At 65.0% G+C, this 22851-nt stretch carries 26 protein-coding genes, 1 tRNA gene and 1 riboswitch; of the genes, 13 read left to right on the top strand and 14 right to left on the bottom strand.

The annotated features are described in order from the left end of the window. The first annotated feature begins 118 nt into the window (after positions 1 to 118). The 10 genes from V3596_RS17575 to V3596_RS17530 all read left to right on the top strand — a co-directional run bounded on the left by V3596_RS17575 (position 119) and on the right by V3596_RS17530 (position 6172). The gene (locus tag V3596_RS17575) at positions 119 to 340 is read left to right on the top strand and encodes a CopG family transcriptional regulator (protein ID WP_334279101.1); all 222 of its coding nucleotides are present in this window, start codon (positions 119 to 121) and stop codon (positions 338 to 340) included. Then, positions 337 to 783, top strand: coding sequence for a PIN domain-containing protein (locus V3596_RS17570; protein WP_334279100.1), 447 nt, complete (start codon positions 337 to 339; stop codon positions 781 to 783). The genes V3596_RS17575 and V3596_RS17570 overlap by 4 nt, the downstream gene beginning before the upstream one ends. Position 784: 1 nt before the next feature. Next, a complete protein-coding gene (hisC, locus tag V3596_RS17565; protein WP_334279099.1) occupies positions 785 to 1864 on the top strand; it encodes a histidinol-phosphate transaminase in 1080 nt (359 codons plus the stop codon). Beyond that, the gene (gene hisB, locus V3596_RS17560; RefSeq protein ID WP_334279098.1) at positions 1861 to 2457 is read left to right on the top strand and encodes an imidazoleglycerol-phosphate dehydratase HisB; all 597 of its coding nucleotides are present in this window, start codon (positions 1861 to 1863) and stop codon (positions 2455 to 2457) included. The genes hisC and hisB overlap by 4 nt, the downstream gene beginning before the upstream one ends. Before the next feature lie 110 nt (positions 2458 to 2567). After that, a complete protein-coding gene (hisH, locus tag V3596_RS17555; RefSeq protein ID WP_334279097.1) occupies positions 2568 to 3197 on the top strand; it encodes an imidazole glycerol phosphate synthase subunit HisH in 630 nt (209 codons plus the stop codon). Between the two features lie 83 nt (positions 3198 to 3280). Then, positions 3281 to 4027: a 1-(5-phosphoribosyl)-5-[(5-phosphoribosylamino)methylideneamino]imidazole-4-carboxamide isomerase gene (gene hisA / locus V3596_RS17550; protein ID WP_334279096.1), complete on the top strand. Its 747-nt coding sequence runs from the start codon at positions 3281 to 3283 to the stop codon at positions 4025 to 4027. Beyond that, entirely contained in the window at positions 4027 to 4800 is a 774-nt protein-coding gene (gene hisF / locus V3596_RS17545; protein ID WP_334279095.1) for an imidazole glycerol phosphate synthase subunit HisF, read from the top strand. The genes hisA and hisF overlap by 1 nt, the downstream gene beginning before the upstream one ends. Then, a complete protein-coding gene (gene rsmD / locus V3596_RS17540; protein ID WP_334279094.1) occupies positions 4797 to 5402 on the top strand; it encodes a 16S rRNA (guanine(966)-N(2))-methyltransferase RsmD in 606 nt (201 codons plus the stop codon). The genes hisF and rsmD overlap by 4 nt, the downstream gene beginning before the upstream one ends. Before the next feature lie 8 nt (positions 5403 to 5410). Continuing rightward, positions 5411 to 5917: a pantetheine-phosphate adenylyltransferase gene (gene coaD / locus V3596_RS17535; RefSeq protein ID WP_334279093.1), complete on the top strand. Its 507-nt coding sequence runs from the start codon at positions 5411 to 5413 to the stop codon at positions 5915 to 5917. A 3-nt stretch (positions 5918 to 5920) separates the two neighbouring features. Next, a complete protein-coding gene (locus tag V3596_RS17530; RefSeq protein ID WP_334279092.1) occupies positions 5921 to 6172 on the top strand; it encodes a YfhL family 4Fe-4S dicluster ferredoxin in 252 nt (83 codons plus the stop codon). Here V3596_RS17530 and V3596_RS17525 read toward each other — a convergent pair whose 3' ends face one another. From V3596_RS17525 to V3596_RS17460, 14 genes are all read right to left on the bottom strand, one after another. Beyond that, the gene (locus tag V3596_RS17525; RefSeq protein ID WP_334279091.1) at positions 6173 to 7732 is read right to left on the bottom strand and encodes a DUF3369 domain-containing protein; all 1560 of its coding nucleotides are present in this window, start codon (positions 7730 to 7732) and stop codon (positions 6173 to 6175) included. A 66-nt stretch (positions 7733 to 7798) separates the two neighbouring features. Continuing rightward, positions 7799 to 9256, bottom strand: coding sequence for a cobyric acid synthase (locus V3596_RS17520; protein ID WP_334279090.1), 1458 nt, complete (start codon positions 9254 to 9256; stop codon positions 7799 to 7801). A gap of 114 nt (positions 9257 to 9370) precedes the next feature. Continuing rightward, the gene (locus V3596_RS17515) at positions 9371 to 10174 is read right to left on the bottom strand and encodes an ABC transporter ATP-binding protein (protein ID WP_334279089.1); all 804 of its coding nucleotides are present in this window, start codon (positions 10172 to 10174) and stop codon (positions 9371 to 9373) included. Further along, a complete protein-coding gene (locus V3596_RS17510; RefSeq protein WP_334279088.1) occupies positions 10171 to 11163 on the bottom strand; it encodes a FecCD family ABC transporter permease in 993 nt (330 codons plus the stop codon). The genes V3596_RS17515 and V3596_RS17510 overlap by 4 nt, the downstream gene beginning before the upstream one ends. 4 nt (positions 11164 to 11167) lie before the next feature. Then, positions 11168 to 12061, bottom strand: a complete 894-nt coding sequence (locus V3596_RS17505) for an ABC transporter substrate-binding protein (RefSeq protein WP_334279087.1) — start codon at positions 12059 to 12061, stop codon at positions 11168 to 11170. 36 nt (positions 12062 to 12097) lie between these two features. Then, positions 12098 to 13921 carry a TonB-dependent receptor domain-containing protein gene (locus V3596_RS17500; protein WP_334279086.1) on the bottom strand — a complete coding sequence of 608 codons (1824 nt, stop codon included), beginning with the start codon at positions 13919 to 13921 and terminating at the stop codon, positions 12098 to 12100. 183 nt (positions 13922 to 14104) lie between these two features. Further along, positions 14105 to 14343: riboswitch (cobalamin riboswitch) on the bottom strand. Beyond that, a complete protein-coding gene (locus V3596_RS17495; RefSeq protein ID WP_334279085.1) occupies positions 14339 to 14800 on the bottom strand; it encodes a hypothetical protein in 462 nt (153 codons plus the stop codon). (Overlaps the previous riboswitch by 5 nt.) Continuing rightward, positions 14797 to 15447, bottom strand: a complete 651-nt coding sequence (pth, locus tag V3596_RS17490) for an aminoacyl-tRNA hydrolase (RefSeq protein ID WP_334279084.1) — start codon at positions 15445 to 15447, stop codon at positions 14797 to 14799. The genes V3596_RS17495 and pth overlap by 4 nt, the downstream gene beginning before the upstream one ends. Before the next feature lie 87 nt (positions 15448 to 15534). After that, complete coding sequence (locus tag V3596_RS17485; RefSeq protein ID WP_334279083.1) at positions 15535 to 16161, bottom strand: 50S ribosomal protein L25/general stress protein Ctc; 627 nt, start codon at positions 16159 to 16161, stop codon at positions 15535 to 15537. Between the two features lie 109 nt (positions 16162 to 16270). Beyond that, positions 16271 to 17233, bottom strand: coding sequence for a ribose-phosphate pyrophosphokinase (locus V3596_RS17480; RefSeq protein WP_334279082.1), 963 nt, complete (start codon positions 17231 to 17233; stop codon positions 16271 to 16273). A gap of 71 nt (positions 17234 to 17304) precedes the next feature. After that, a tRNA-Gln gene (locus V3596_RS17475) sits at positions 17305 to 17381 on the bottom strand. 41 nt (positions 17382 to 17422) lie between these two features. After that, entirely contained in the window at positions 17423 to 18313 is an 891-nt protein-coding gene (ispE, locus tag V3596_RS17470) for a 4-(cytidine 5'-diphospho)-2-C-methyl-D-erythritol kinase (protein ID WP_334279081.1), read from the bottom strand. A gap of 4 nt (positions 18314 to 18317) precedes the next feature. After that, complete coding sequence (locus V3596_RS17465) at positions 18318 to 18863, bottom strand: outer membrane lipoprotein LolB (protein ID WP_334279080.1); 546 nt, start codon at positions 18861 to 18863, stop codon at positions 18318 to 18320. Beyond that, the gene (locus V3596_RS17460; RefSeq protein WP_334279079.1) at positions 18863 to 20593 is read right to left on the bottom strand and encodes a tetratricopeptide repeat protein; all 1731 of its coding nucleotides are present in this window, start codon (positions 20591 to 20593) and stop codon (positions 18863 to 18865) included. Before V3596_RS17460 ends, V3596_RS17465 begins: the two co-directional genes overlap by 1 nt. A gap of 80 nt (positions 20594 to 20673) precedes the next feature. Between V3596_RS17460 and mutM the strand changes: the two genes are divergently transcribed. The 3 genes from mutM to V3596_RS17445 are packed head-to-tail and all read left to right on the top strand — an operon-like array spanning position 20674 to position 22850. Further along, positions 20674 to 21489, top strand: a complete 816-nt coding sequence (gene mutM / locus V3596_RS17455; protein ID WP_334279078.1) for a bifunctional DNA-formamidopyrimidine glycosylase/DNA-(apurinic or apyrimidinic site) lyase — start codon at positions 20674 to 20676, stop codon at positions 21487 to 21489. Between the two features lie 35 nt (positions 21490 to 21524). Continuing rightward, positions 21525 to 22526 (top strand): A/G-specific adenine glycosylase, encoded by a 1002-nt coding sequence (gene mutY, locus V3596_RS17450; protein WP_334279077.1) that lies wholly within the window; start codon positions 21525 to 21527, stop codon positions 22524 to 22526. A 15-nt stretch (positions 22527 to 22541) separates the two neighbouring features. After that, complete coding sequence (locus V3596_RS17445) at positions 22542 to 22850, top strand: hypothetical protein (protein ID WP_334279076.1); 309 nt, start codon at positions 22542 to 22544, stop codon at positions 22848 to 22850. Position 22851 lies beyond the last annotated feature (1 nt).

Here is a 22851-nt window from a genome sequence, read left to right as displayed (position 1 = left end):
CTCCCTGGCGCTGAGTGTGCGTCCGTGCCCGGCCCGAGGTAAAGCCCGAATGCCCTGTTTGGGTGGGATTAGTGACACGAAATTCGTGCAACACGAACTTCGTGTTAAATTGGCGGCCATGAAAAACGTGACCGTCAGCATGGACGACAGCGTGGCCGACTGGGCCCGGCTGGAGGCCGCGCGACGCAATACCAGCGTCTCGCGCCTGCTGGGTGAGCTGCTGGCGGACAAGATGCGCCACGACGACGCCTACGAGCGAGCCCTGCAGGACTGGTTGCATCGCGAGCGCAGCTGGGCGTCCGACGGCCAGCCCTATCCGACTCGGGGGCAGGGCCTGTGAGCGCCAGGCTGGTCTTCGTCGATACCTCGGTCTTGATACTGAGCGAGGATGGCGCCGATGCCGCTCAGCGTGAGCGTGCGCTCGCTTGGCTGCGTGAACTGTGGCAGCGCCGCTCGGGCCGCGTTTCCACCCAGGTCTTGAATGACTTTTACCGCTGGGTCACCACGCGCATCGAGCCGGCCATGCCCAATGGCGACGCTCGGGCCGAGGTGCGCCGCTACCAGCACTGGCAGCCCTGGGCGATCGACCATGCAACGGTGGAAAGCGCCTGGTCCATCGAGAGTCGCTTCGGGCTCGCCTATGTCGATGCCCTGATCGTGGCAGCGGCCAAGGCCCAGGCTTGCGAGTTGCTTCTGAGCCTTGAGCTGGCGCACGGGCTGCAGCTGGACAGCGTGCAGGTCATCAACCCCTTGCAGGCCGAACCGGCCTTGTTGGACTCTTGAGATGGACGAGTTGAAAAAGGGCATTGACGTGATCCGTGACGACCTCCGTTCGGTCAAGGCCTACGCGGTGCAGCCCAGTGCCGGCCTGATCAAGCTGGACACGATGGAGAACCCTTTCCGCCTGCCCGAGGCCCTGCAGCAGGCGCTGGGCCAGCGCCTGGGCCACGTGGCGATCAACCGCTATCCGGCCGAGCGCACCGTCGAGCTGGCCGCCGCACTGGCCAAGGCCGCAGGCATGCCGGCGGGCTGCGCGATCACGCTGGGCAATGGCTCCGACGAGCTGATCACCATGCTCTCCATGGCCATCAGCAAGCCCGGTGCCTGCGTGATGGCGCCGCTGCCGGGCTTCGTGATGTACGAGATCTCGGCCCGCTATCAGGGGCTGAAGTTTGTCGGCGTGGACCTGCGGCCCGACTTCGAGCTGGACGAGCCGGCCATGCTGGCCGCGATTGCCGAGCACCAGCCGGCGCTGATCTATCTGTCCTATCCGAACAACCCGACCGCCAACCTCTGGGATGCCGAGGTCATCGAGCGCATCGTCGCGGCGGCGCCGGGCCTGGTGGTGATGGACGAGGCCTACCAGCCCTTTGCCGAGCGCGACTCGATGGACTTGCTGCGCCGCCACTCGAATGTGCTGGTGATGCGCACGATGAGCAAGTTCGGTCTGGCCGGCGTGCGCATCGGCTATCTGATCGGCCGTGCGGAGCTGATCGGCGAGATCGACAAGCTGCGCCCGCCCTTCAATATCGGCGTGCTCAATGCCGAAGCCGGTCTGTTCGCGCTCGAGCATGCCGATGTGTATGCCCGGCAGGCGCAAGTGCTGCGCGCCGAGCGCGACCAGCTGATTGCCGACCTGGACGAAATCGAGGAGGTGCAGGCCTTCCCCAGTCAGGGCAATATGGTGCTTGTCCGCGTGCCCGATGCCGCCGCGATGTTCGATGGCATCAAGCGCCGGGGTGTGTTGGTCAAGAATGTCTCGGCCCTGCATCCACTCCTGCACAACTGCCTGCGCCTGACCGTGGGCACGCCTGAAGAAAACATGGTCCTGCTGACCGCATTCACCGAAAGTCTTCCGACATGAGCACTGATCGCATCGCCGAAGTCTCGCGCAATACCAAGGAAACCCAGATCCGCGTGCGCGTGAACCTGGATGGCAGCGGTGAAGCCAAGCTGAACACCGGCATCGGTTTCTTCGACCACATGCTGGACCAGATCGCCCGCCACGGGCTGATCGATCTGGAGATCGAGGCCAAGGGCGACCTGCACATCGACGGCCACCACACGGTGGAAGACGTGGGCATCACCCTGGGCCTGGCCGTGGCGCAGGCGGTGGGCGACAAGAAGGGTCTGACCCGCTACGGCCACAGCTATGTGCCGCTGGACGAGGCGCTGTCGCGCGTGGTGATCGATTTTTCCGGCCGACCTGGCCTGGAGATGGACGTGAAGTTCACCTCAGGCGCGATTGGCGCCTTCGACACGCAACTGGCTTTCGAGTTCTTCCAGGGCTTCAGCAATCACGCGCTGGTGAGCCTGCACATCGACAACCTGAAGGGCCACAACGCCCATCACCAGTGCGAAACCATCTTCAAGGCCTTCGGCCGCGCGCTGCGGATGGCGATGACGCTGGACCCGCGATCGGCAGGCGTGATCCCGTCGACGAAAGGCAGCTTGTGAGTTCAAGTGGTAGTGGGCCGAGCGCCGGGCCGCCCCAAGCCGGCCCGCATCCCCTCGGGGGATCGACGAACGTACTCGTTCGGCGAGGGGCTCACGTCCGCACAGTTGCCGTGGTCGACTACGGCATGGGCAATCTGCGCTCAGTGTCGCAGGCGGTGCTGCATGTGGCGGCTGATACCGGGCTGGATGTCGTCATCACCTCCAAGCCCGAAGAGGTCCTTGCCGCAGAGCGCATCGTCTTGCCCGGGCAGGGCGCCATGCGCGATTGCATGCGCGAGCTGGCCGACTCAGGCCTCAAGGAAGCCGTACTGGATGCTGCAGCGCGCAAACCGCTGATGGGCGTCTGTGTCGGCATGCAGATGCTGCTGGATCACAGCGAAGAGCAGGACACGCCGGGCCTCGGCCTGATTCCGGGCCGGGTCAAGCGTTTCCAGCTCGAAGGCCGGCTGCAGGAGGATGGCAGCCGCTTCAAGGTGCCGCAGATGGGCTGGAACCGCGTGCACCAGCGCGGCGCGCACCCAGTCTGGGCTGGCGTGCCCGACCAGAGCTGGTACTACTTCGTCCACAGCTATTACGCCGAGCCGTCGGATGCGAGCCACAGCGCCGGCGAGACCGATTACGGCGCGCGCTTTACCTGCGCGGTGGCCCGAGATAATATTTTTGCCACCCAATTCCATCCCGAGAAAAGTGCTGCGCTGGGGCTTGCCCTCTACCGTAACTTCCTGCTTTGGAAGCCCTGACGAGAAAACCTCACTCGTTCTAACCGCGCTTTTCCACGCCTCCCGCTTCTCGTTTCCCCAACTCACCTAACCGTACTTCGGCCATGCTGCTGATACCCGCGATTGACCTCAAGGATGGACGCTGCGTGCGTCTGCAACAAGGTGACATGAATGTGTCCACCACCTTTGGCGAGGACCCCGCTGCCATGGCCCGACGATGGGTCGACGCCGGCGCGCGGCGCCTGCATCTGGTGGACCTGAACGGCGCCTTTGCCGGCAAGCCGATCAACGAGGGCGCGATCAAGGCCATCCTGCGCGAAGTTGGCGACGAAATTCCGGTGCAACTGGGCGGCGGCATCCGCGATCTCGACACTATCGAGCGCTACCTGGACGACGGCATTTCCTACATCATCATCGGCACCGCGGCCGTCAAGAGCCCGGGCTTCCTGAAGGACGCCTGCTCGGCCTTCGGCGGCCACATCATCGTGGGCCTGGATGCCAAGGACGGCAAGGTCGCCACCGATGGCTGGAGCAAGCTGACCGGGCATGAAGTGATCGATCTGGCCAAGAAGTTCGAGGACTACGGCATCGAGGGCGTGATCTACACCGACATCGGCCGAGACGGCATGCTGACCGGCATCAACATTGAAGCCACGGTCAAGCTGGCACAGGCCTTGAGCATCCCGGTGATCGCCTCTGGCGGTCTTTCCAACATCAAGGACATCGAAGCACTTTGCGCTGTCGAGCACGAAGGCGTCGAAGGCGTGATCTGCGGCCGCTCGATCTACACCGGCGACCTCGATTTCACCGCCGGCCAGGCGCGCGCCGACGAGCTGGAAGCGCAAGACTGATGCTGGCCAAGCGCATCATTCCCTGCATGGACGTCACCGGTGGCCGTGTGGTCAAGGGCGTCAACTTCCTCGAGTTGCGCGATGCCGGCGACCCGGTCGAGATCGCTGCCCGCTACAACGAGCAGGGCGCAGACGAGCTGACCTTCCTCGACATCACCGCCACCAGCGACGGCCGTGACCTGATCCTGCACATCATCGAAGACGTGGCTTCACAGGTCTTCATCCCCTTGACCGTGGGCGGCGGCGTGCGCGAGGTGGCCGATGTGCGGCGCTTGCTCAACGCAGGTGCAGACAAGGTGAGTTTCAACTCTGCGGCGGTTGCCCGCCCCGAGCTGATCCGCGAGGCGTCAGACAAATACGGCGCGCAATGCATCGTCGTGGCGATTGACGCCAAGCGCAGGGCTCACGATGACCCGAGAGGCTCGGGCTGGGATGTCTACACCCACGGTGGCCGCAAGAATGTGGGCCTGGACGCGGTGCAATGGGCGCGCCAGATGACCGAGTACGGCGCTGGTGAAATCCTGCTCACCAGCATGGACCGCGATGGCACGCGCAGCGGGTTCGATCTCGCGCTGACCCGTGCGGTCAGCGATGCCGTGAGCGTGCCCGTGATCGCCTCGGGTGGCGTGGGTTCGCTGGACGATCTGGCCGACGGCATTCAGCAAGGCGGCGCCGATGCGGTGCTCGCCGCCAGCATCTTTCACTATGGCCAACACACGGTAGGCGAGGCCAAGGCCCTGATGGCAGCACGCGGCATCGCGGTTCGCCAATGAGGCCCGACCCCGAGGCGAAGCCTTTCAAGAAGCGTCAGCTGGCTCCGGCAGGTGCGCCGCGCGAGGTTCGCATCGTTGGTGGGCAATGGAAGCGCTCCAAGTTGCCGGTGGCCGACAGGCCCGGGCTGCGTCCGACGCCCGACCGCGTGCGCGAGACCCTGTTCAACTGGCTGGGCCAGGACCTTGACGGCTGGCGCGTGCTTGATGCGTTTGCTGGCAGCGGCGCGCTTGGCTTCGAGGCCGCATCGCGCGGTGCTTCTGAAGTGTTGCTGCTTGAGCGTGACGGCGAGCTGGTGCGCAGCCTGCAGGCCAGCAAGGTGCGGCTGAAGGCCGCCAATCTGCGCGTGGAGCCGGCCGATGCCATCACCTGGATGGCGCGTTCGGCGCCGGGCCGCTTTGAGCTGGTGATGCTGGATCCGCCCTTTGACGCCGGCCTGTTTGAGCCGGCCATCAAGGCCGCGGCTGCCCTGCTGGTGCCGGGCGGGTTCCTTTATGTCGAGTCGCCCGAGGTCGTGGCGCCAGCGGCCGATCTGGGCCTCGACCCTTATCGCAATGGTCGGGCCGGCGCCGTGCATTACGCGCTTTTCCGCCGCAACGGATAATCCTGCCCATGACCTCAGTGACCGTTCTCACCGCCGTCTATCCCGGCACCTTCGATCCCATGACCCTCGGTCATGAGGACTTGATGCGCCGGGCCAGCCGCTTGTTCGAGCGGCTGATCATTGCCGTGGCCGCCGGCCATCACAAGCGCACGATGTTCTCCATCGAGGAGCGCCTGGAAATCGCCACCGAACTGGCCTCCAGGTACCCCAATGTCGAAGTGATCCCCTTTCGCGGCCTCTTGCGCGACTTTGTCGTCCAGCATGACGGCAAGGTCGTTGTGCGGGGCCTGCGCGCGGTCAGCGACTTCGAATATGAATTCCAGATGGCGGGCATGAACCGCAAGCTGATGCCCGAGGTGGAGACCGTGTTTCTGACGCCGTCCGACCAGTTCCAGTTCATCTCGGGCACTTTTGTGCGCGAGATTGCCACTCTGGGTGGTGATGTCTCGCAGTTCGTGTCACCGTCGGTGCGCGAGCGGCTTGCTGAGCGGATCAGCAAGGGCCGCGCGGAGTAAGCCATGGCCTTGATGATTACCGACGAGTGCATCAACTGCGATGTCTGCGAGCCGGAATGCCCGAACGAGGCCATCTCGATGGGCGAGGAGTTTTACCAGATCGAACACAGCAAGTGCACCGAATGCGTGGGCCATTTCGATGAGCCGCAATGCGTGCAGCTGTGCCCCGTGGCCTGCATACCGGTGAACCCGGCCCATGTGGAGAGCCGCGAAATGCTGATGCAGAAATACCTGAGGCTGACCGCAGCTGCCTGATCAGGCCTCCAGGTCCGGGAAGCGCTCGTAGATGCTCTTCACGGCATCCATGCGCTCGAACAGCAATCGCACCAGGTTCGGGTCGAACTGCAGGCCGGCCTGCTCTCGCACATAGCTGAGGGCGGTTTCGAACTGCCAGGGATCCTTGTAGCAGCGGCGACTCACCAGCGCATCCAGCACGTCGGCCAATGCAACGATGCGGCCGGCGATGTGGATCTGCTCGCCAGCAAGTGCGCGCGGATAGCCGCCGCCGTCCCAGCGCTCGTGGTGTTCATGCGCGATGATGGCGCCCAGCTGCAGGATGCGCTTGTCTGACTTGTTCAGCAGCTCGTAGCCGATGCGCGCATGGGTCTTCATCACTTCCCATTCCTCGGCATCGAGCTTGGCGGGCTTGTTCAGCACCCGGTCGGGAATGCCAATCTTGCCGACGTCGTGCAAGGGCGCGGCCTGGCGCACGAACTCCACGTCATTGCTGCGCAGGCCTGCGGCCTCGGCCAGCAAGGCCGAGAGCTCGCCCACGCGACGCACATGCGCACCGGTTTCCTTGCTGCGCTTCTCGACCGCCTCGCCAATGATGTAGACGGTGGAGCGTTGCGTTTCCTGGATCTCCTCGCGCAGCAGCAGGCTTTCGTAGGTGATGGCCACGTTGGCGCAGAAGATCTCCAGCAACTCTCGTGCACTGGCATCCACAGGCTCGGAGAACACCATGTACAGCAGGCTTTCATTGCCGCTGCTGCTGCGGTAGTAGCCGACGCAGCGGTGGGGCTCGAAGAAGCTTTGCTGCTCCCGCAGTGCCCGCTCCAACGCTTCACGCACGTCCTCGGGCAGGGTGTTGAGTTCCTCGTCGACCAGCAGCCGTGAATACTCGGCCGTGGCAGCCAGCACCTTCAGGTGGCCTTCCATGTGCGAGGCTGCATAGGCGGAGACGCGGCTGGCACAAAGTCCTTGCGCCTCGTAACCCAGCAGATGCGCCACCTGCTCAAGCACGGCAGATGCGAAGCGGCGCAGATTGTGCGAGTCGTAGACCTTGGTGATCGCGTCTATCGAGCGGCGCAGCGCCAACCGCGACTGCTCGATGATCATGATGTCGCGGTAGCTGCGCAGCGCGGTGTAGAAGACCGTGATCAGCTTGCGCTTGGTCAGCTCGGTCTTTTCCTTGTAGTCATTGATGTCATAGCTCTTGATGACATGCTCTTCCGGCGCCTGGCCCGGCTGTCCGGTGCGCAGGACGATGCGCACATGGTGGTTGTCCAGGTCGCCGCGAATGTAACGCGCCAGATCCAGGCCAGCGTGTTCGGTTTCCATCACCACGTCGAGCAGGATCAGGGCGATGTCCTGGCGCGTGCCCAGCAGCTCGCGCGCTTCTGCAGCGCTGTAGGCGTCGAGGAACTGCAGCCGCCGGCCGGAGAACTCGAAGTCCGACATGACCAGCTGGGTTACCTGGTGCACGGCCGGGTCATCGTCAACAATCATGACCACCCAGGGGTCGAGCACCTTGGTTGCGGTCGCACTGCCAGCGGATGTCTCGGGCGCCTCGTCGGCAAACACCATGTCGGTCATCGGATCCCCCATCGCGGTAGGGTGATTATTACCATAGCCAAGGGTGCCGAGGCGAAAGAGCTTGCGCTAGCTCAAAAGGCGCATAAGGCTGCCCGATTGGAAATGCTGCGCCACATAGTCGGCCAGGCCTTCGAACACCAGGTCCAGGTCCGGCGAGTCCTGGCCGAACAGGGCCTGCATCACCGCAGGCTGCTCGAAAAGACCGTGCGCGTAGCAGCCCAGCACCGGGCCTTGCTGCCAGCCTATGGTCTCGCCTTCGCGGGTCATCAGGGCCGGCATTGCAGTCGGCAGGTCGGGGTGCTGCTGCGTGCGGCCCTGCCGTATTTCGTAGCCCCTGGCCGAAAGCCCGGCCAGAGACTGCCAGGGGGTGGCCAGCTGGGCGGCAAAGCGCAGCTCGGCGGGGCGCAACAGCTTCTCGCGCTCGTATTGCGTGACCAGCGGCAGCAGGCCCAGGCCCGGCGCATTGCCGTCCAGGCCATGGGGGTCCAGCAAGGCTTCGCCCAGCATCTGCAGGCCGCCGCAGATCCCCAGCACCGGCTTGCCTGCGGCAGCATGGCCATTGATCACGGCGTCGAGCTTCTGGGCGCGCAGCCAGGCCAGGTCGGCCGCCACCGATTTGGAGCCGGGCAGGATGATCCAGTCGGCACCCTGCAGCTGCCGCGGCTCGCGGGCCCAGATGAGTTGCACGCCCGGCGCATTGCGCAGCGGCTGGAACTCGTCGAGGTTGGAGATGCGGGGGTAGGCGACCACGGCAATGGTCAAGCCGTCGGCAGCGCTGCTGCGATCATCGAATAAACCGTCTTCCTCGGGCAGGCCGTGACCCCGCCACATGGGCAGCACGGCCAGTGTGGGCACGCCGGTCAATGTCTGCAATTGCTCCGGGCCGGGGGCGAGCAGGTTGGCGTCCCCTCGAAAGCGGTTCAAGACGAAACCGCGCAGCAGCGCCCGCTCGTTGGCAGGCATCAATTGGTGGGTACCGTACAGATGGGCGAAGGCGCCGCCACGGTCGATGTCCGTCACCAGCAGGCAGGCGGCATTCACTTCCAGCGCGGTGCGCATGTTGACGAAGTCCGACGCATGCAGGTTGATCTCGGCCGGCGAGCCGGCGCCTTCGATCACCACCACGTCGTTCTCCTGCATCAGTTCATGCAGGGGCGGCCGCGCCGCGCGCCACAGATGCTCGCTGCGCTCGCGCCAGGGCATGCGGCTCAGGGCCTCGTCCACCTCTCCGAGCAGCACGACCTGTGACGAGGTTTCGGCCTCGGGCTTCAGGAGCACCGGGTTGTGCCGCACCTCGGGTGTGCAGCGCGCCGCCAGGGCCTGGAAGTACTGGGCACTGCCTATCTCGCCAGCGCGACCCTCGCGCCCCTGCACCACGCGGGCGTTGTTGCTCATGTTCTGTGCCTTGAAGGGCGCGACCTTGAGCCCCTGGCGTGCATAGAAGCGGCACAGGGCCGTGGCCAGCCAGCTCTTGCCGGCGCCGCTGGTCGTGCCCAGCACCATCACGGCCTTGGCGCGGTTCATCGCCCACCCCCTGCAAAGAACGCGGCTACCGCTGCGTGGTTGGACGGGAAGTAGTGATGCAGATAGCCTGCCCGAAGGCTTCCGCACTGGAAGAGCGCCGGAACCCGCCGCTGCTCAGTCATGGCGGCGCCCATGCAGCGGCAGCACATTGCTGATGCGAGCCGGCGCTGCCGCCGGCAGCACGAGCCATTGGCCATTGAGCTCAATCATCTGCAGGCGATGCTGGAACACTTGCTGCAGCGCATCGCGGGTTGCGGCATCCTCGGGCGAGCCCAGGTGCACGGTGCGGCCGGCGTCCATCACCAGGAGCCTGTCGGCCTGCAGGGCGATATTGAGCTCATGCAGGACCGAGATCACCGTCGCGCCAGCGGCAGCGCGCTCGCGCACCAGCGTCAGCCAGTCGGCCTGATGCGGCGGGTCCAGGTGGGCGAGCGGCTCGTCCATCAAGAGCAAAGCGGATTCCGTGGCCAGCGCGCGGGCCAGCAGCACGCGCTGGCGTTCGCCACCGGACAGCTGATTCACGGGCCGCGCTCGCCATTCCCAGCATTGCGTCTGCCGCATCGCCCGCTCGACGGCGGCGACGTCCGCAGCACTTGGCGGCGCGAGCCAGGCGCGATGCGGCAAGCGGCCGAGCATCACCACTTCTTCAGCCAGCAGCTCGTCGGTGCTGGCCTCGTTCTGGCCCAGCCAGGCCAAGGCTCGAGCGCGCTCGCGGCCCGACCATTTGCTCAGTTCGCGCCCTCGCAGCTCCACCTTGCCTTCGAACGGCAGTAGGCCGGCCAACGCCTTCAGCAGCGTGGATTTGCCGGCACCGTTCGGGCCGACGATGGCCGTCCATCCGCCGCTGAGCTGCAGCTTGCAGTCGCCGAGGATGGTCTTGCCACCCAGGGCCAGATGGCGGATATCAGCGTTGATCATGCGCGCTGCTCCGCAAAGCGCTTGCGCCGCATCAGCTTCAGGAGATAGGCGCCGCCCAGCAGCGAAGTGACGATGCCCACCGGCAATTCCTGTGGCGCAACCACCCAGCGGGCAACGATGTCGGCCGAGAGCAGCAAGAGGCCGCCCATGCATGCCGCGAGCGCCAGCAGCCAGCCATGGCTGCAGTGCAGGCGGCTGCGCACCAGGTGTGGCGCGACCAGGCCGACGAAGGCGATCAGGCCGGCTTGCGCGACGGCGGCGCCGGTGCACAGGGTCAGCGTCGCAATCAGGATCAAGCGAACCATGGCCAGGCGCACGCCCAGGCTTTGCGCCGTGTCTGCGCCCAGGCTCAAGGCATCCAGCGCGCGGGCGGCACCGAGGCCGACAAGCAGAGCCACCAGCAACACTGGCGCCATCACGCCCACGCTTTGCCAGCTGAGGAAACCTGTGCTGCCGAGCATGAAGGCCTGCATCGAACGCAAGACATCGGCAGCGGTCAGGGTCAGCATCGACGTGATCGCGCCGAGAACCACGCCAACGATGACACCGGCCAGCAGCAAGCGCATCGTCTGTTCCAGCCCCTTGGCGAGAATCATTGTCAGTGCGACCGCGAAGACAGCGCCGGCAAACGCGGCCGTGGTCATGCCGATCTTGTAGCCCAGGGCCGCCGCTGTTGGCGACCAACCCAGCGCGACCAAGAGCAGGGCCACGCCCAGCGAAGCGCCGCTCGATGCGCCGAGCAGATAGGGGTCGGCCAGCGGATTGCGAAACAGCCCTTGCGCCACCGCACCCGCGAGGCCCAAGAGCGCACCGGTCAACCAGGCGCCGATGGAGCGCGGCAGGCGGATCTGCCAGAGGATCTGTCGGCCCACAGCGTCGTCCGCCGCTGGCAGCGCGAGGCCTTCGCTGCCAACGCCAATGCCGAGCAGCAGTAGTGCTGCACTGAGCAGCAGCAAGATGGCGAGCACGGTGACGGCCTTGCGGTTCATGGCTTCACTTCTTCGCCGCAGCGAGCTCCTGGAGGCAGCGCAGTACAGCCTGCGCTCCTTCACCCATGCGGGGGCCAGGTCTTGCCATCAGGTCGCCTTCGGCCGAGCTGAAGCGGCAGATGCGTTGATCACGCATGGCAGCGATGCGTTCCCATCCGGGGCGATCGGTCAGCTTCTGGGCATTGCGTTGCGACACCAGTATCAATTGCGGATCGGCGCGCACGACGAACTCGGGGTTCAGCTTCGGGAAAGGACCCAGCGCGGCCGGCACGATATTGCGCAGGCCCAGGCGAGCCAGGATCTCGCCGCTGAAGGAGATCTCGCCAGCGGCATAGGGCGCGCTGTCGACCTCGTAGTAGACGCGCAAGCCCTTCATCGATTCGGGCACTTGCGCGGCTGCAGCGGCGAGTTGCCGCTCGATGGTCTCTTTCAGCTGCGGGCCGGACTTGCTTTCGAGCAGGCGGGCGAGTGAGTCGATATGGCGGCGCACATCAGCGAGATTCAGGGTGTCGAGCACCAGCGTCTTGACGCCCAGCGCACCGAGGCGGTCATGCAGGCGCGAGGCCGGGCTCAGCATCACCAGATCGGGCCGCAAGGCCACGATGGCCTCGACCGAGGCATCGTCCATGGCGCCGAGCTTGGGCAGCTTGGCAATGCTGGCCGGGAAATTGGCATAGCGGTCCACGCCCACCAGGCGCTCGCAGGCGTCCAGTGCGCAGACCAGCTCGGTCAGTGAGGGCAGGAGGGAGACGATGCGCCGAGGCGGCTCGCTCCACTGCTGCTTGCGACCGAGATCATCGGTGAGGCTGATGTCGGCGGCCCGCGCGGGGCCGCCGCCCAGGGACAGGCCGCAAAGCAGGGCCAGGAGAAAGGAAGTCCTCTTGATTCTCTGCGTCACGGGCTGTCGTCCTCTGCTTCAGTGCTTAAACCAGGTTCAGAGCGCAGGCGTCCAGCGCAGGCCGATGAGGGCCTGGCGAGGGCCGGTGGCATAGCCATTGGCGTACTGGTAGGCGTGGTCGAAGACATTGTCCAGCTTCAATTGCAGGCGCAGTTCCTTCGTGAAGCTGTATTGCGCATCGAGCGTCACCACGCTGTAGCCAGGCAGGCGGACCGTGTTGGCCGCGTTGTCATAGCGATGGCCACTGCTCAGCAGCTGTGCGCCGAACTCCCAGCCTGCAACGCTGTAGTCGGCACGCAGCTTGGCTTGACGCTCCGAGCGACGTGCCAGCAGCTTGCCGGAGTTGGCAGAGGCCGCGCCGCCGCCGGTGCTCGCGTCTCGTGGCGCTTGCAGGTCCAAGGAGCCAGACAAGCGCAACGAGCCGAAGCTGCTGGCTGCATTCAGGCTGATGCCTTGCAGTCGCGCCTGGCTGACGTTTTCGTAGCAGCCGAACTGGTTCGGGCACTTCTTGATGTCAGCGGCGCCGAAGATGATCAGGTCGTTGATCAGGTTGCGGTAGGCGGTCACGCCAAAGCTCGTGCCGGCGTTCTCGTACTGCAGCGCGATTTCGCTGTTCTTGCCATGCTCGGCCTGCAGATGCTGGTTGCCGTAGGGGCTGAAGCGCTGGTAGAGCGTCGGCGCACGGAAGGCAGTGCCCACGGAGCCCTGGACGCGCCACTGCGGCGTCAGGCGGTAACCTGCAGCCAGGCTGCCCGTAGTGCTGCCGCCGAATTCGCTGTCGCGGTCATAGCGGGCGTGGGCTTGCACCGACAGCGGGCCCGAGCCCCAGACATAGCCGGCGCCAATCGCATTCTGATGGCGGTCGGCGGCGCCCGGCGTTGCGCTTTGTGGCAGGCTGGTGTTCAGGAGCTTGTCTTCACGACGCTCGACCAAGGCATTCAGCTGGCCGGAGCCCAGGCGCATGCTCGCATTGAAGGCATAGGCGCGGATGCGGGTTTCGGTCAGGTAAATGCTGGGCGCTGTCTCGTAGCGGTCCATCGATTCGCCGACCGAGAACTCGCTTGACAGGTCCTTGCTCCACTGGGCCGACCAGGCAGCGCGCAGCGCACGCATGTCGTTGCGGGTGCGGTCGTCGGTCTTGGGCTTGGCCGAGGCGTCGTACTGCGCATCCATCTTGTTCTTCAGGCCCAGCAGCTCGACGCGGTGTTGCTTGTTCAGCTGCAGGCCCAGGCGGGCGTTGCCGCTGGTGGACTTGTAGCCATCGTTGTCGGGCGTGAAGGTCGCGTCTGTCGTGGGGCGCGAGTTGAAACCGTCGCTGCGCTCGGTGGACAGCGTGATGGCGTAGTCCAGCATGCCACTGGCGCCAAAGATGCTGCCGTCAAGCTTGCGCAGGCCCAGGCTACCGGCGCCAACGCCCAGCTCGACCTGCGGCTTGCCGTCGCCCTTGCGGGTGAAGACTTGCACCACGCCGCCGACGGCGTCCGAGCCGTACACGGCAGCGCCAGGGCCGCGGATGATTTCCACGCGTTCGATCTGGGCCAGCGGAATCGCGTTCCAGCTGGCGCCGCTGCTGGCTTGCGAATCGAAGCGCACGCCGTCGATCAGCACCGTGGTGTGGCGCGTCTCGGCGCCGCGCACAAACATCGAGGTCTGGGCGCCGGGGCCGCCGGTGCGGACCATCTCGAAGCAGGCCTGGTTGCGCAGCAGGTCAGCCAGCGTGCCGAGGGCCTGGCGCTCGATGTCGGCGCGGGTCAGCACGGTCACATCGGCCAGCACATCGGCGAGGCGCTGCGGGCTGCGGGTGGCGGTGACAACCACCGAGTCCAGCTTGTTGGCGTTGTTCTGGGCGGTTGCGGGCATGCAGGCAATGGTGCAGGCAGCGGCCAGGGCGAGGGGAGTGGCACGCAGCGAAGCGGCCAGCAGGCGACGCTCTTGGCGTCGAGTCGTGGAGGTCATTAGAGAACGGGATCCGAAATACAACCAGTGGCCAGCTTCCCCGCAGGCCCCTGTGAATCGATGCTGTGCCGCCCAATTTCTTGGGCGAGCGCGCACCACCTGTTGGCCGGTATCCGGGCTGGTGGCACGCATCCCTGAATCCTTCCCAGCGCTCATGCGCCAGTGGATGTGTCGTTCAGGAACTGGAAGCCGGGCGGCTTCGTCCACTTACCGTTGCGGGGACAGCTCAGGTTGGCTTTGCTCCGCTGGAGCTTGGCTTCCTGATTCCCGTTTAACTGCCCCGGCATGTTTGCCTAAGGGCGAGCACCAACGGACGGGATTCTAGCGGGGCGCCGAGGAAGCGCCTGCCGGCACCGAAGACCTGTTGCGCTGCGGCAAGAACTTGGGTTTCTTGGGCTGTGGCTTGGTATGGGGGCTCGAGGCCGCTGCGCCCGGGGTGGCCGCAGGTGAGGCCAGGCCATCGATTCGGCCTGGAGCTGCCTGATTCTTGCGCTGCGTGGCCTCGGCCTGCAGCCGTTCCTGCTCCATTCGATCCGCCTGCTTGCGCTCGGCGGCAGCGCGCTCGCGCGCCTCGCGCTGCTGAGTGGCGGAGGGCTGATCAAACGCAACGGACTGAGCCGTGCCAGTGGGCTTGTCGCTGCAAGGGCTGTCCTGCAACTGGCGGCCTTCGGGGCCGCAACGGTAGATCTGGGCCTCGCGCCGTTGTGTCTGCGCCGGTGCGCTGCTGCTGAGGACTGCGAGGAGCAGGAGGTACAGCAGAGCGACAACCGGCGTCTTGGTCATGGCGTGGTTTCTGGTGTTGAAGGAGGAGGAGAAGCCGGTGCCGGCGGCTTGGGAGGCTTGGGGCGTGGCGGCTTGGCGTGGATCTTCATCATGGCCTTTTCCATGTCGCCGGCCAGCATCAGCGTCAGCGATTCATAGGATTTGGCGATGCAATCCTCAACCGCCTGGCGCTCCTCCAGCGGCGGCTTGCGCAGCACATAGTTCGCCACCTCGGCCTTGTGACCGGGATGGCCAATGCCCAGACGCAGACGCCAGAAGTTGGCGCTGGCTAGCTGGGCCTGCATGTCTTTCAAGCCGTTGTGCCCGCCGTTGCCGCCGCCCTGCTTGAACTTCATCTGTCCAGCCGGCAGGTCGAGCTCGTCGTGGACTGCGAGGATCTCTTCAGGCGCGATCTTGAAGAAGCGCGCGAGCGCTGCGACCGACTTGCCCGAGAGGTTCATGTAGGTCATCGGCTCGAGCAGCCAGATCGGGCCCGGCGCGCCTGGTGCATTGTTCACGCGGGCCACGAGGCCGTGATAGTTGCGGTCCAGCTGCAGCGAGGTGCCCAGGCCGCGTGCCACGCCATCAATCCACCAGAAGCCGGCGTTGTGGCGGGTGTCAACGTATTCGGAACCTGGGTTGCCCAGGCCAACAAGCAAGCGAATCATGGGCGTGGATTATCGGGGTGGCGAACAAGAAAAAAAGGCCCTGCGGTGCAGGGCCTTCCTCTGTAGAGCTGAAGCTCGACGCAAGAATTACTTCTTGCCTTTCTTCTTGCCCTTGCCGTCGTCTGCCGGAGCAGCTGCGACAACGATCACTTCTTCCGACACCGGCTCGACCGGGGTTGCGATCACCGGGTTCGGCTTGCCGTGCGTCACGACCTTGATGCCTTCCGGCAGCTTGATGTCGTTGACGTGCAGCGAGTGACCCTTGGTCAGGCCGCTCAAGTCCACTTCGATGAACTCAGGCAGTTGCTGCGCCAGGCAGGTGATGGCCAGTTCGGTCACGACGTGGTTGACCGTGCACTTGTCGGTCTTCACTGCCACCGAGTTCTCTTCACCGATGAAGTGCAGGGGCACCTTCTTCGTGATCTTGGTCGTGCTGTCGACGCGCTGGAAGTCGATGTGCAGCACTTGCGGCTTGTACGGGTGCATCTGGAAATCACGCAGCAGCACCTTCGAAACGGCGCCGTTGAGTTCCATGTCGAGGATGGAGCTGTGGAAAGCTTCCTTCTTCAGGGCGTGGAACAGTGCGTTGTGATCGAGTTCGATCATGGCGGGTTCGCCGGCACCAAAAACAATACCGGGGACCTTGCCCGCGATACGCAGGCGGCGGCTCGCTCCGGTCCCCTGCAGCTTGCGCTCAAAAGCGACAAAGTTCATAACAGACTCCAAACAATGGATGGGCACCCGCGACCAGGTTTGCCCGTGAATTGCAGCGTTGCCGCTGCGGCTTTACGGCCGCCCCGGCTTGAACCGAGGCGGCAGATTCTTAGAAATTGTTGTTCTGCTCGCTAAACAGGGAAGTGACCGACTCACCGTCAGAGATGCGGCGGATCGTCTCGGCGAACAGGAAGGCCACCGACAGCTGGCGGATCTTGCCGCAGGCCTTGGCCGCGTCGTTCAGCGGAATGGTGTTGGTGATCACCACTTCATCGAGCTGGGACTTCGAGATGCGCTCGATCGCCGGGCCAGACAGGATGGGGTGGGTGCAATAAGCAAACACGCTCTTGGCGCCGCGGTCCTTCAAGACCTCGGCCGCCTTCACCAGCGTGCCGGCGGTGTCGATCATGTCGTCCATGATCACGCAATTGCGGCCGTCGATCTCGCCGATCACGTGCATCACTTCGGAGACGTTGGCGGCCGGACGGCGCTTGTCGATGATGGCCAGGTCGCAACCGAGCTGCTTGGCCAATGCGCGGGCGCGCACCACGCCACCGACGTCGGGGCTCACGACCACCAGGTCGGAATAGTTGCGGGCCTTCAGGTCCGACAGCAGCACCGGCGAGGCGTAGATGTTGTCGACCGGGATGTCGAAGAAGCCTTGAATCTGGTCCGCGTGGAGGTCCATCGTCAGGACGCGCTCGACGCCGACGGTTTCCAGCAGGTTGGCCACAACCTTGGCCGAGATCGGCACGCGGGTGGAACGCGGGCGGCGGTCCTGGCGGGCATAACCGAAGTAGGGGATCACAGCGGTGATGCGGCGAGCGCTGGCGCGCTTCAGGGCATCGACCATGATCAGCAACTCCATCAGATTTTCGTTGGTCGGCGCGCAGGTGGGCTGAATAACGAAGACGTCGCGGGCGCGGACGTTCTGCTGGATCTCGACCGTCACCTCGCCATCGGAGAAGCGACCGACCACGGCCTTGCCGAGTTCGAGCCCCAGATGGGTGGCGATTTCTTGGGAGAGGACCGGGTTGGCATTACCCGTGAAGAGGACGGTGTTGAGCAGCACGACGGGCCATCCTTTGAATCAATGGCCCCGCGGCCAGCCCTGCGGGTCCCGGAGGTGAATAAACAGAAATTTGGCAGGGGCGGAAGGATTCGAACCTGCGCATGTCGGAATCAAAATCCGATGCCTTAACCAGCTTGGCGACGCCCCTACACAGGACACTGCAGAGGCTGCAGCACCCTATAACTTTGCTCAGTTGTCAGCCCAACCGCGTAACGGATGAACTTCCAGACTGCGGCACATTCTAGCAACCCATCCAGAGGGAAGCCCCTCTGCGAACGTCATGGACTGACAGTTTGCGCCTTCTTTCCCATCCACTCTGGCAAACACCGCGCTGCCCGAACCGGTCATCCGGCTGTTGCCGAATTTGCTCTGCAGAATCTGCAGGGCCTGACCAACTTCGGGGCTGAGAGCCTCGGCTGCTGGTTGCAAATCATTGCGACCAAACCCCTGTTGGGTTCCGCCTGAAAGCTCGCTGCCGTTGTGTGCAGGAAAGCCCGCTACTATAGCCACAGAATTCGATCTTGCCAAGTGGGGGCTCGAAAAAATGTCCTTGGTGGCGATGCTTTGCTGAGGCTTCACGACGGCAAAACATTGCTCGGGCAAGGAGATCGGGTGCAGGACATCACCGATGCCTTCGACGAATGCATGCGTGCCGCCAAGGAAGAAGGGAACGTCGGCGCCCAGGCTCAGCCCCAGCGGCAAGAGCTTGCTCAAAGGCCAGTTCAAGCCCCACAAGCGGTTCAAGGCCAGCAGCGTGGACGCGGCATCCGACGAGCCACCGCCCATGCCGGCGCCGGCTGGCAGGCGCTTCTCGATGTGGATGTCAGCCCCAAGGCCGCAGCCGCTCTGGGACTGCAAGGCGCGGGCTGCGCGCAGGCAGAGGTCATCGGGAGGCAGGGCATCGCCGCTGTCGTGGCGATGCAAGGCGCCGTCGTCGCGGCGCTCGAAATGCAGGGTGTCGGCCCAGTCGATCAGGGCGAAGATTGACTGCAGCAGGTGATAGCCGTCGGGCCGCTTGCCGACCACATGCAGGAACAGGTTCAGCTTGGCCGGGGCCGGAACATCGTAGAGCGCGCGCATCGCCTCATTGTCCCGCGACAGGAGACTCGAGGCGGGCTCGCAGCACCACTTCGTTGGGCTCGCTGCGCCGGGCGACTATCAAGCTCTTCTCTGCAAAGCCGCTGAGATCCACGGTCCAGCCGAGCTGCTTGAAGCCCTTGGTCTCGCCCTCCAGCGTCTGGCTGGGTGCATCAGGCCAGGGGCGGCCGCGCAGCCAGTCGAACAGGGCTGCAACTGGAATGGCTTCGCCCAGCAGGTCCTGCGTCAGGGTGTCGAGGTCTGGGTAGCGACGCTGCTCCTTTGGCGTCTGCATGAGCACAGATTCGCCGTCCCAGCGCGTGCGGGCGATCAATTGGCCCAGCGGTGTGCTGAGTTCCAGCAGGCCGGCTCGCGGCGTGCCTTGCAGATCAAAGCTGCCGCTACCGCCCTGGTCGCTGCCAGTGACCTTGACGCTCAGCTTGCCGCTGAACTGCATCGCGTCGGCCTGCACAGGCAGGGGCTGCGACTTGTCGCTGATGCTGGCGCAGGCCGTCAATGCCGCGGCAAGCGCGGCCACGAGCAAGCGTCGCATCAAGGCTTGGCCTTGAGCCGCTGCTGCGTGTCGCGCAGGGCTTCGTTGCTCGGGTCGCGCTTGGCGCCCTCGGCCCAGACACGTCGTGCCTCGTCCTGCTGCTGGGTCACCCACAGCAGTTCGCCCAGGTGGGCTGCGATCTCGGCGTCAGGGCGCGACTGGTAGGCCTGGCGCAGCAGCTTCAAGGCTGCGTCATGGTTGCCCAGGCGGTACTCGACCCAGCCCATGCTGTCGACGATGAAAGGCTCGTTGGGTGCGTACTGCAAGGCCTTGGCGATTAGCTCGCGGGCCTCGGGCAGGCGCTCGCGCCGATCGGCCAGCGAATAGCCCAGTGCGTTGTAGGCGTGATAGTGCTCGGGCTTGAGCTCGATGACGCGACGCAGCAGCGTTTCCATCTGGTCCACGCGGCCGAGCTTCTCTGCTGCCATCGACTGCTCGTAGATCAGGTCCACATCGCCCTCGAAGCGCTTGTTGGCCTGTTCGAGAACTTCGTAAGCCAGCTTCCACTGCTGCGATTCGCGCAGCAACTGGGCTTCGGCGATCAACTTGGCGCGGCCTTCGGCGTCGCTGGTTTCGGGCAGGGCCTGGATGAGCTTGCGGGCCTGTTCGATCTTGCCCTGGCGGGCCAGCAGCGAGGCGCGGCGGAACTGGGTTTCGGTGGCGCGCTGCGGGTTGTCGACCTTGGCCAGCCAGCTCTCTGCCGCCTTGTAGTCGCGCCGCATTTCCGCGGCCTGCGCCAGTTGCAGCCAGGCTTGCTGGAGCGCTTCCCTGGCGTCGAAGTCCTTGCTCGGAGGCATCTGCTCGATGCGTTTGACGAACTCGTTCAGCGCCAGTTCCGCGGCTTCCGGATGGTGGAGATCCAGCTCGAGCGCGCCGAGCGCATACCAGGCCGAGGGCAACTCGGGCGAGCGTTGGGTCACGAGACGGAACTCGCGCGCAGCATCGGCGCTGCGCTGCGAGCGGGCCAGTGCGCGGCCGTAGGCCTGGCGCAGGGAATGGCTGTCGGGGTGGGCGGCGAGGTGGTCGGCGACGACGGACTCTGCCTCCTTGCTGGACTGCATCAGTTCAAGCGCCAGCAATGGGGGCTCATCTGCGTCTGGCGCCGTCTGGGCTGCCAGGCGCACCAGCTCCAGAGCGCGAGCCGGCTCGGCGGCCATCGAGGCCAGGCGGCCATTGACCAGCAAGGCCATCAGCTTGGTGGACGGCAGGCGAGCCTGCTCCTGCAGTACCGGTTCCACGGCGGCCAGCACCTTTTTCGGCTCGGGCGAGCGCTGGAACAGCCGGGGCAGCGAGGCCAGTACGGCAATCCGCTGGTCTTCAGGCGTCAAGGCCAGCAGTGAACGCAGCGGTGCGGTGGCGTCCGCTGGGCGGTTCAGGAGGGTCACGAGCTGCAGCGTCATCTGCTGCGCTTCGATCGATTCCGGCACCGCATCGCGCCAGGCTCGTGCGGCGCTCAGTGCTTCGTCGCCGGCCCTAGCCTGCAATGCGATGTCTACGACGCGCCGGAAAAGTGCCTCGTCGCCGGTGCGACGTGCGGCATCAAGCAGCACCTGAAAGGCCACGCCGGGCTGGCCCGAGCGCAGTTCCATCTCGCCCACCAGCAACTGGTAGAACAGCGGCGCATCCATGTCGGAATTCGGCGGCGGCACCGGGTTGGCGCGTGCCGTCAGGCTGCTGGCGAGCAGGGCGGTGCACAGGGCGAGCTTGTGCAGGGCGGGGGTCTTGCGCATTGCTGAATGCTCCTGGTGGAGGCTCTAGTTGCGGGTCATTCTAGGGACGCTCTGTAAAGCTGCCACTTATCATGCCGGCCATGCCGGAATTGCCTGAGGTCGAAGTCACCCGCCGCTCGTTTGCCGACGCCATCGAGGGAGCGCGGGTCGAGGCTGTACGCCTGGGCAAGCCCTTGCGTTGGCCACTGGGCATCGAGCCGGGAGCGCTCAAGGGTCAGCGCGTCGGCCAGGCCCTGAGAAGAGGTAAATATTTGTGGCTGCCGCTGGAAAAGGGTGGCCTTCTGATGCATCTGGGCATGTCGGGCTCGCTGAATTTCTCGGCCGCCTCGTCGGCACCTGGTTTTCATGATCATTTCGACCTGCAGACCGACCGTGGCCTCTTGCGCCTGACTGATCCGCGCCGCTTTGGCGCTGTCGTCTGGTCGCCATCGTTGGAAGATGATCCGGCGGCCAAGCTGCTTTCCACACTCGGCCTGGAGCCCTTCGACCCTCGCTTTGACGGCGCCCATCTGCATGCCGGCCTGTCGGGCCGACGCGTCGCAGTGAAGCTGGCCTTGCTGGCGGGCGACATCGTGGTCGGTGCCGGCAATATCTACGCTTGCGAAGCGCTGTTTCGCGCCGGTATCGACCCGCGCGTGCCGGCGCAAAAGGTCAGTCGTCCGCGCGCTGCCAAGTTGGCGGCAGCGGTGCGCGGCGTACTGGCCCAGGCGCTTGAGGCGGGCGGGACAACCCTGCGGGATTTCAAGGACGCGCACGGCGTGGCCGGCAGCTTCCAGATGCAGGCCGAGGTCTATGGCCGCGAAGGGTTGCCCTGCCTGCACTGCGGCACCAAGATCAAGCGCATCGTGCAGGGCGCGAGGTCAACATTCTTCTGCCCCTCATGCCAGAAGCGCTGAAGGCAGTGAGCACCTTGAGCGCGATGAAGCTACCCATGGAATTCGGCCCTCTGCTGGTGGCCTGGCAACGCAAGCATGGCCGGCATGAGCTGCCTTGGCAGAACACGCAGGACCCGTACCGTGTCTGGCTCAGCGAAATCATGCTGCAGCAGACCCAGGTGACGACCGTGCTGGCCTACTACCAGCGCTTCCTGCAGCGCTTCCCGACTGTTGCAGATCTCGCGGCGGCATCGCTCGATGAGGTCCTGGCCATGTGGCAAGGGCTGGGCTACTACAGCCGGGCCCGCAATCTGCACCGTTGCGCCGTTGCCGTGGCGGCGCGGCCGGACGGTGCTTTCCCGCGCACAGCGGTCGAACTGGAGGAGCTGCCCGGTATTGGCCGCTCGACGGCAGCGGCCATTGCGGCCTTTTGTTTCCGTGAACGCGTGGCCATCCTCGACGGCAATGTGAAGCGGGTCTTGACGCGCCTGCTGGCTTTCGAGGGCGACATGGCCAGCAGCGCGCAGGAGAAATTGCTCTGGAAACATGCCGAAGCGCTGCTGCCGGACGAGGGCATCACGGCCTATACGCAGGGCCTGATGGACCTGGGCTCCAGCATCTGCTCGACCCGCTCGCCGCAATGCTTGCTATGCCCGGTGTCCGAGCTGTGTTCAGCGCGCGCGGCCGGGGAGACCGAGCGCTACCCGGTCAAGACGCGCAAGCTCAAGCGCGGCCGGCGCGAGAACTGGTGGCTGTGGCTGGAGAATCCGGCGGGCGAGGTGCTCTTGCAGCAGCGACCGGAGACGGGCGTCTGGGCGGGCCTCTGGACCCTGCCGCTGTTTGACGACGAGGCCGCGCTGCTATTGGCTGCCGAAGGCCTGGAGCCCGAAGTCCTGCCCCGCATCGAACATGCCCTGACGCATTTCGACTGGATACTGCATCCACGTCGGGCCGTTCTGACCAATGGCTATCAGGCGGCCGGCGTTGGACAATGGGTAGCTCGCGAGAAACTGGCCAGCTATGCGCTGCCCGCGCCGCTGAAGAAATTGCTTGGTTGAGGAGACAAGCGAACCATGAATGCTGCAGTGAAGAATGCCATCGAGTCCGCCCTGATCGCCATGCTGGTCGGTGCCGTGTGCCTGGGGCTCCTGATCATGGGCAATAACGGCGAAGAAGAGATTTCAGCCCTGCGAGCCAGCATGCTGAGCCTGGGTATTGCCGGCGCCATGGTGGCCCATTGGGTTTTCATGGCCCAGGCCTTGAAGCTGAGCGGCCGCTCGCTGCTGCCCTGGCTGATCGCACTCATCGTCTTCGTGCCCATCGCCTCGGTGGTCTTGCTCGCGCTGCTGATATCGGGCAACAAGACCAGCCAGGCCGGCTGAG

It is taken from the genome of Roseateles microcysteis (assembly GCF_036880965.1).
Classification (GTDB): domain Bacteria; phylum Pseudomonadota; class Gammaproteobacteria; order Burkholderiales; family Burkholderiaceae_C; genus JAUASW01.
The sequence above is the reverse complement of the archived record's forward strand: the minus strand, read 5'-3'. Positions and strand labels throughout refer to the sequence as shown.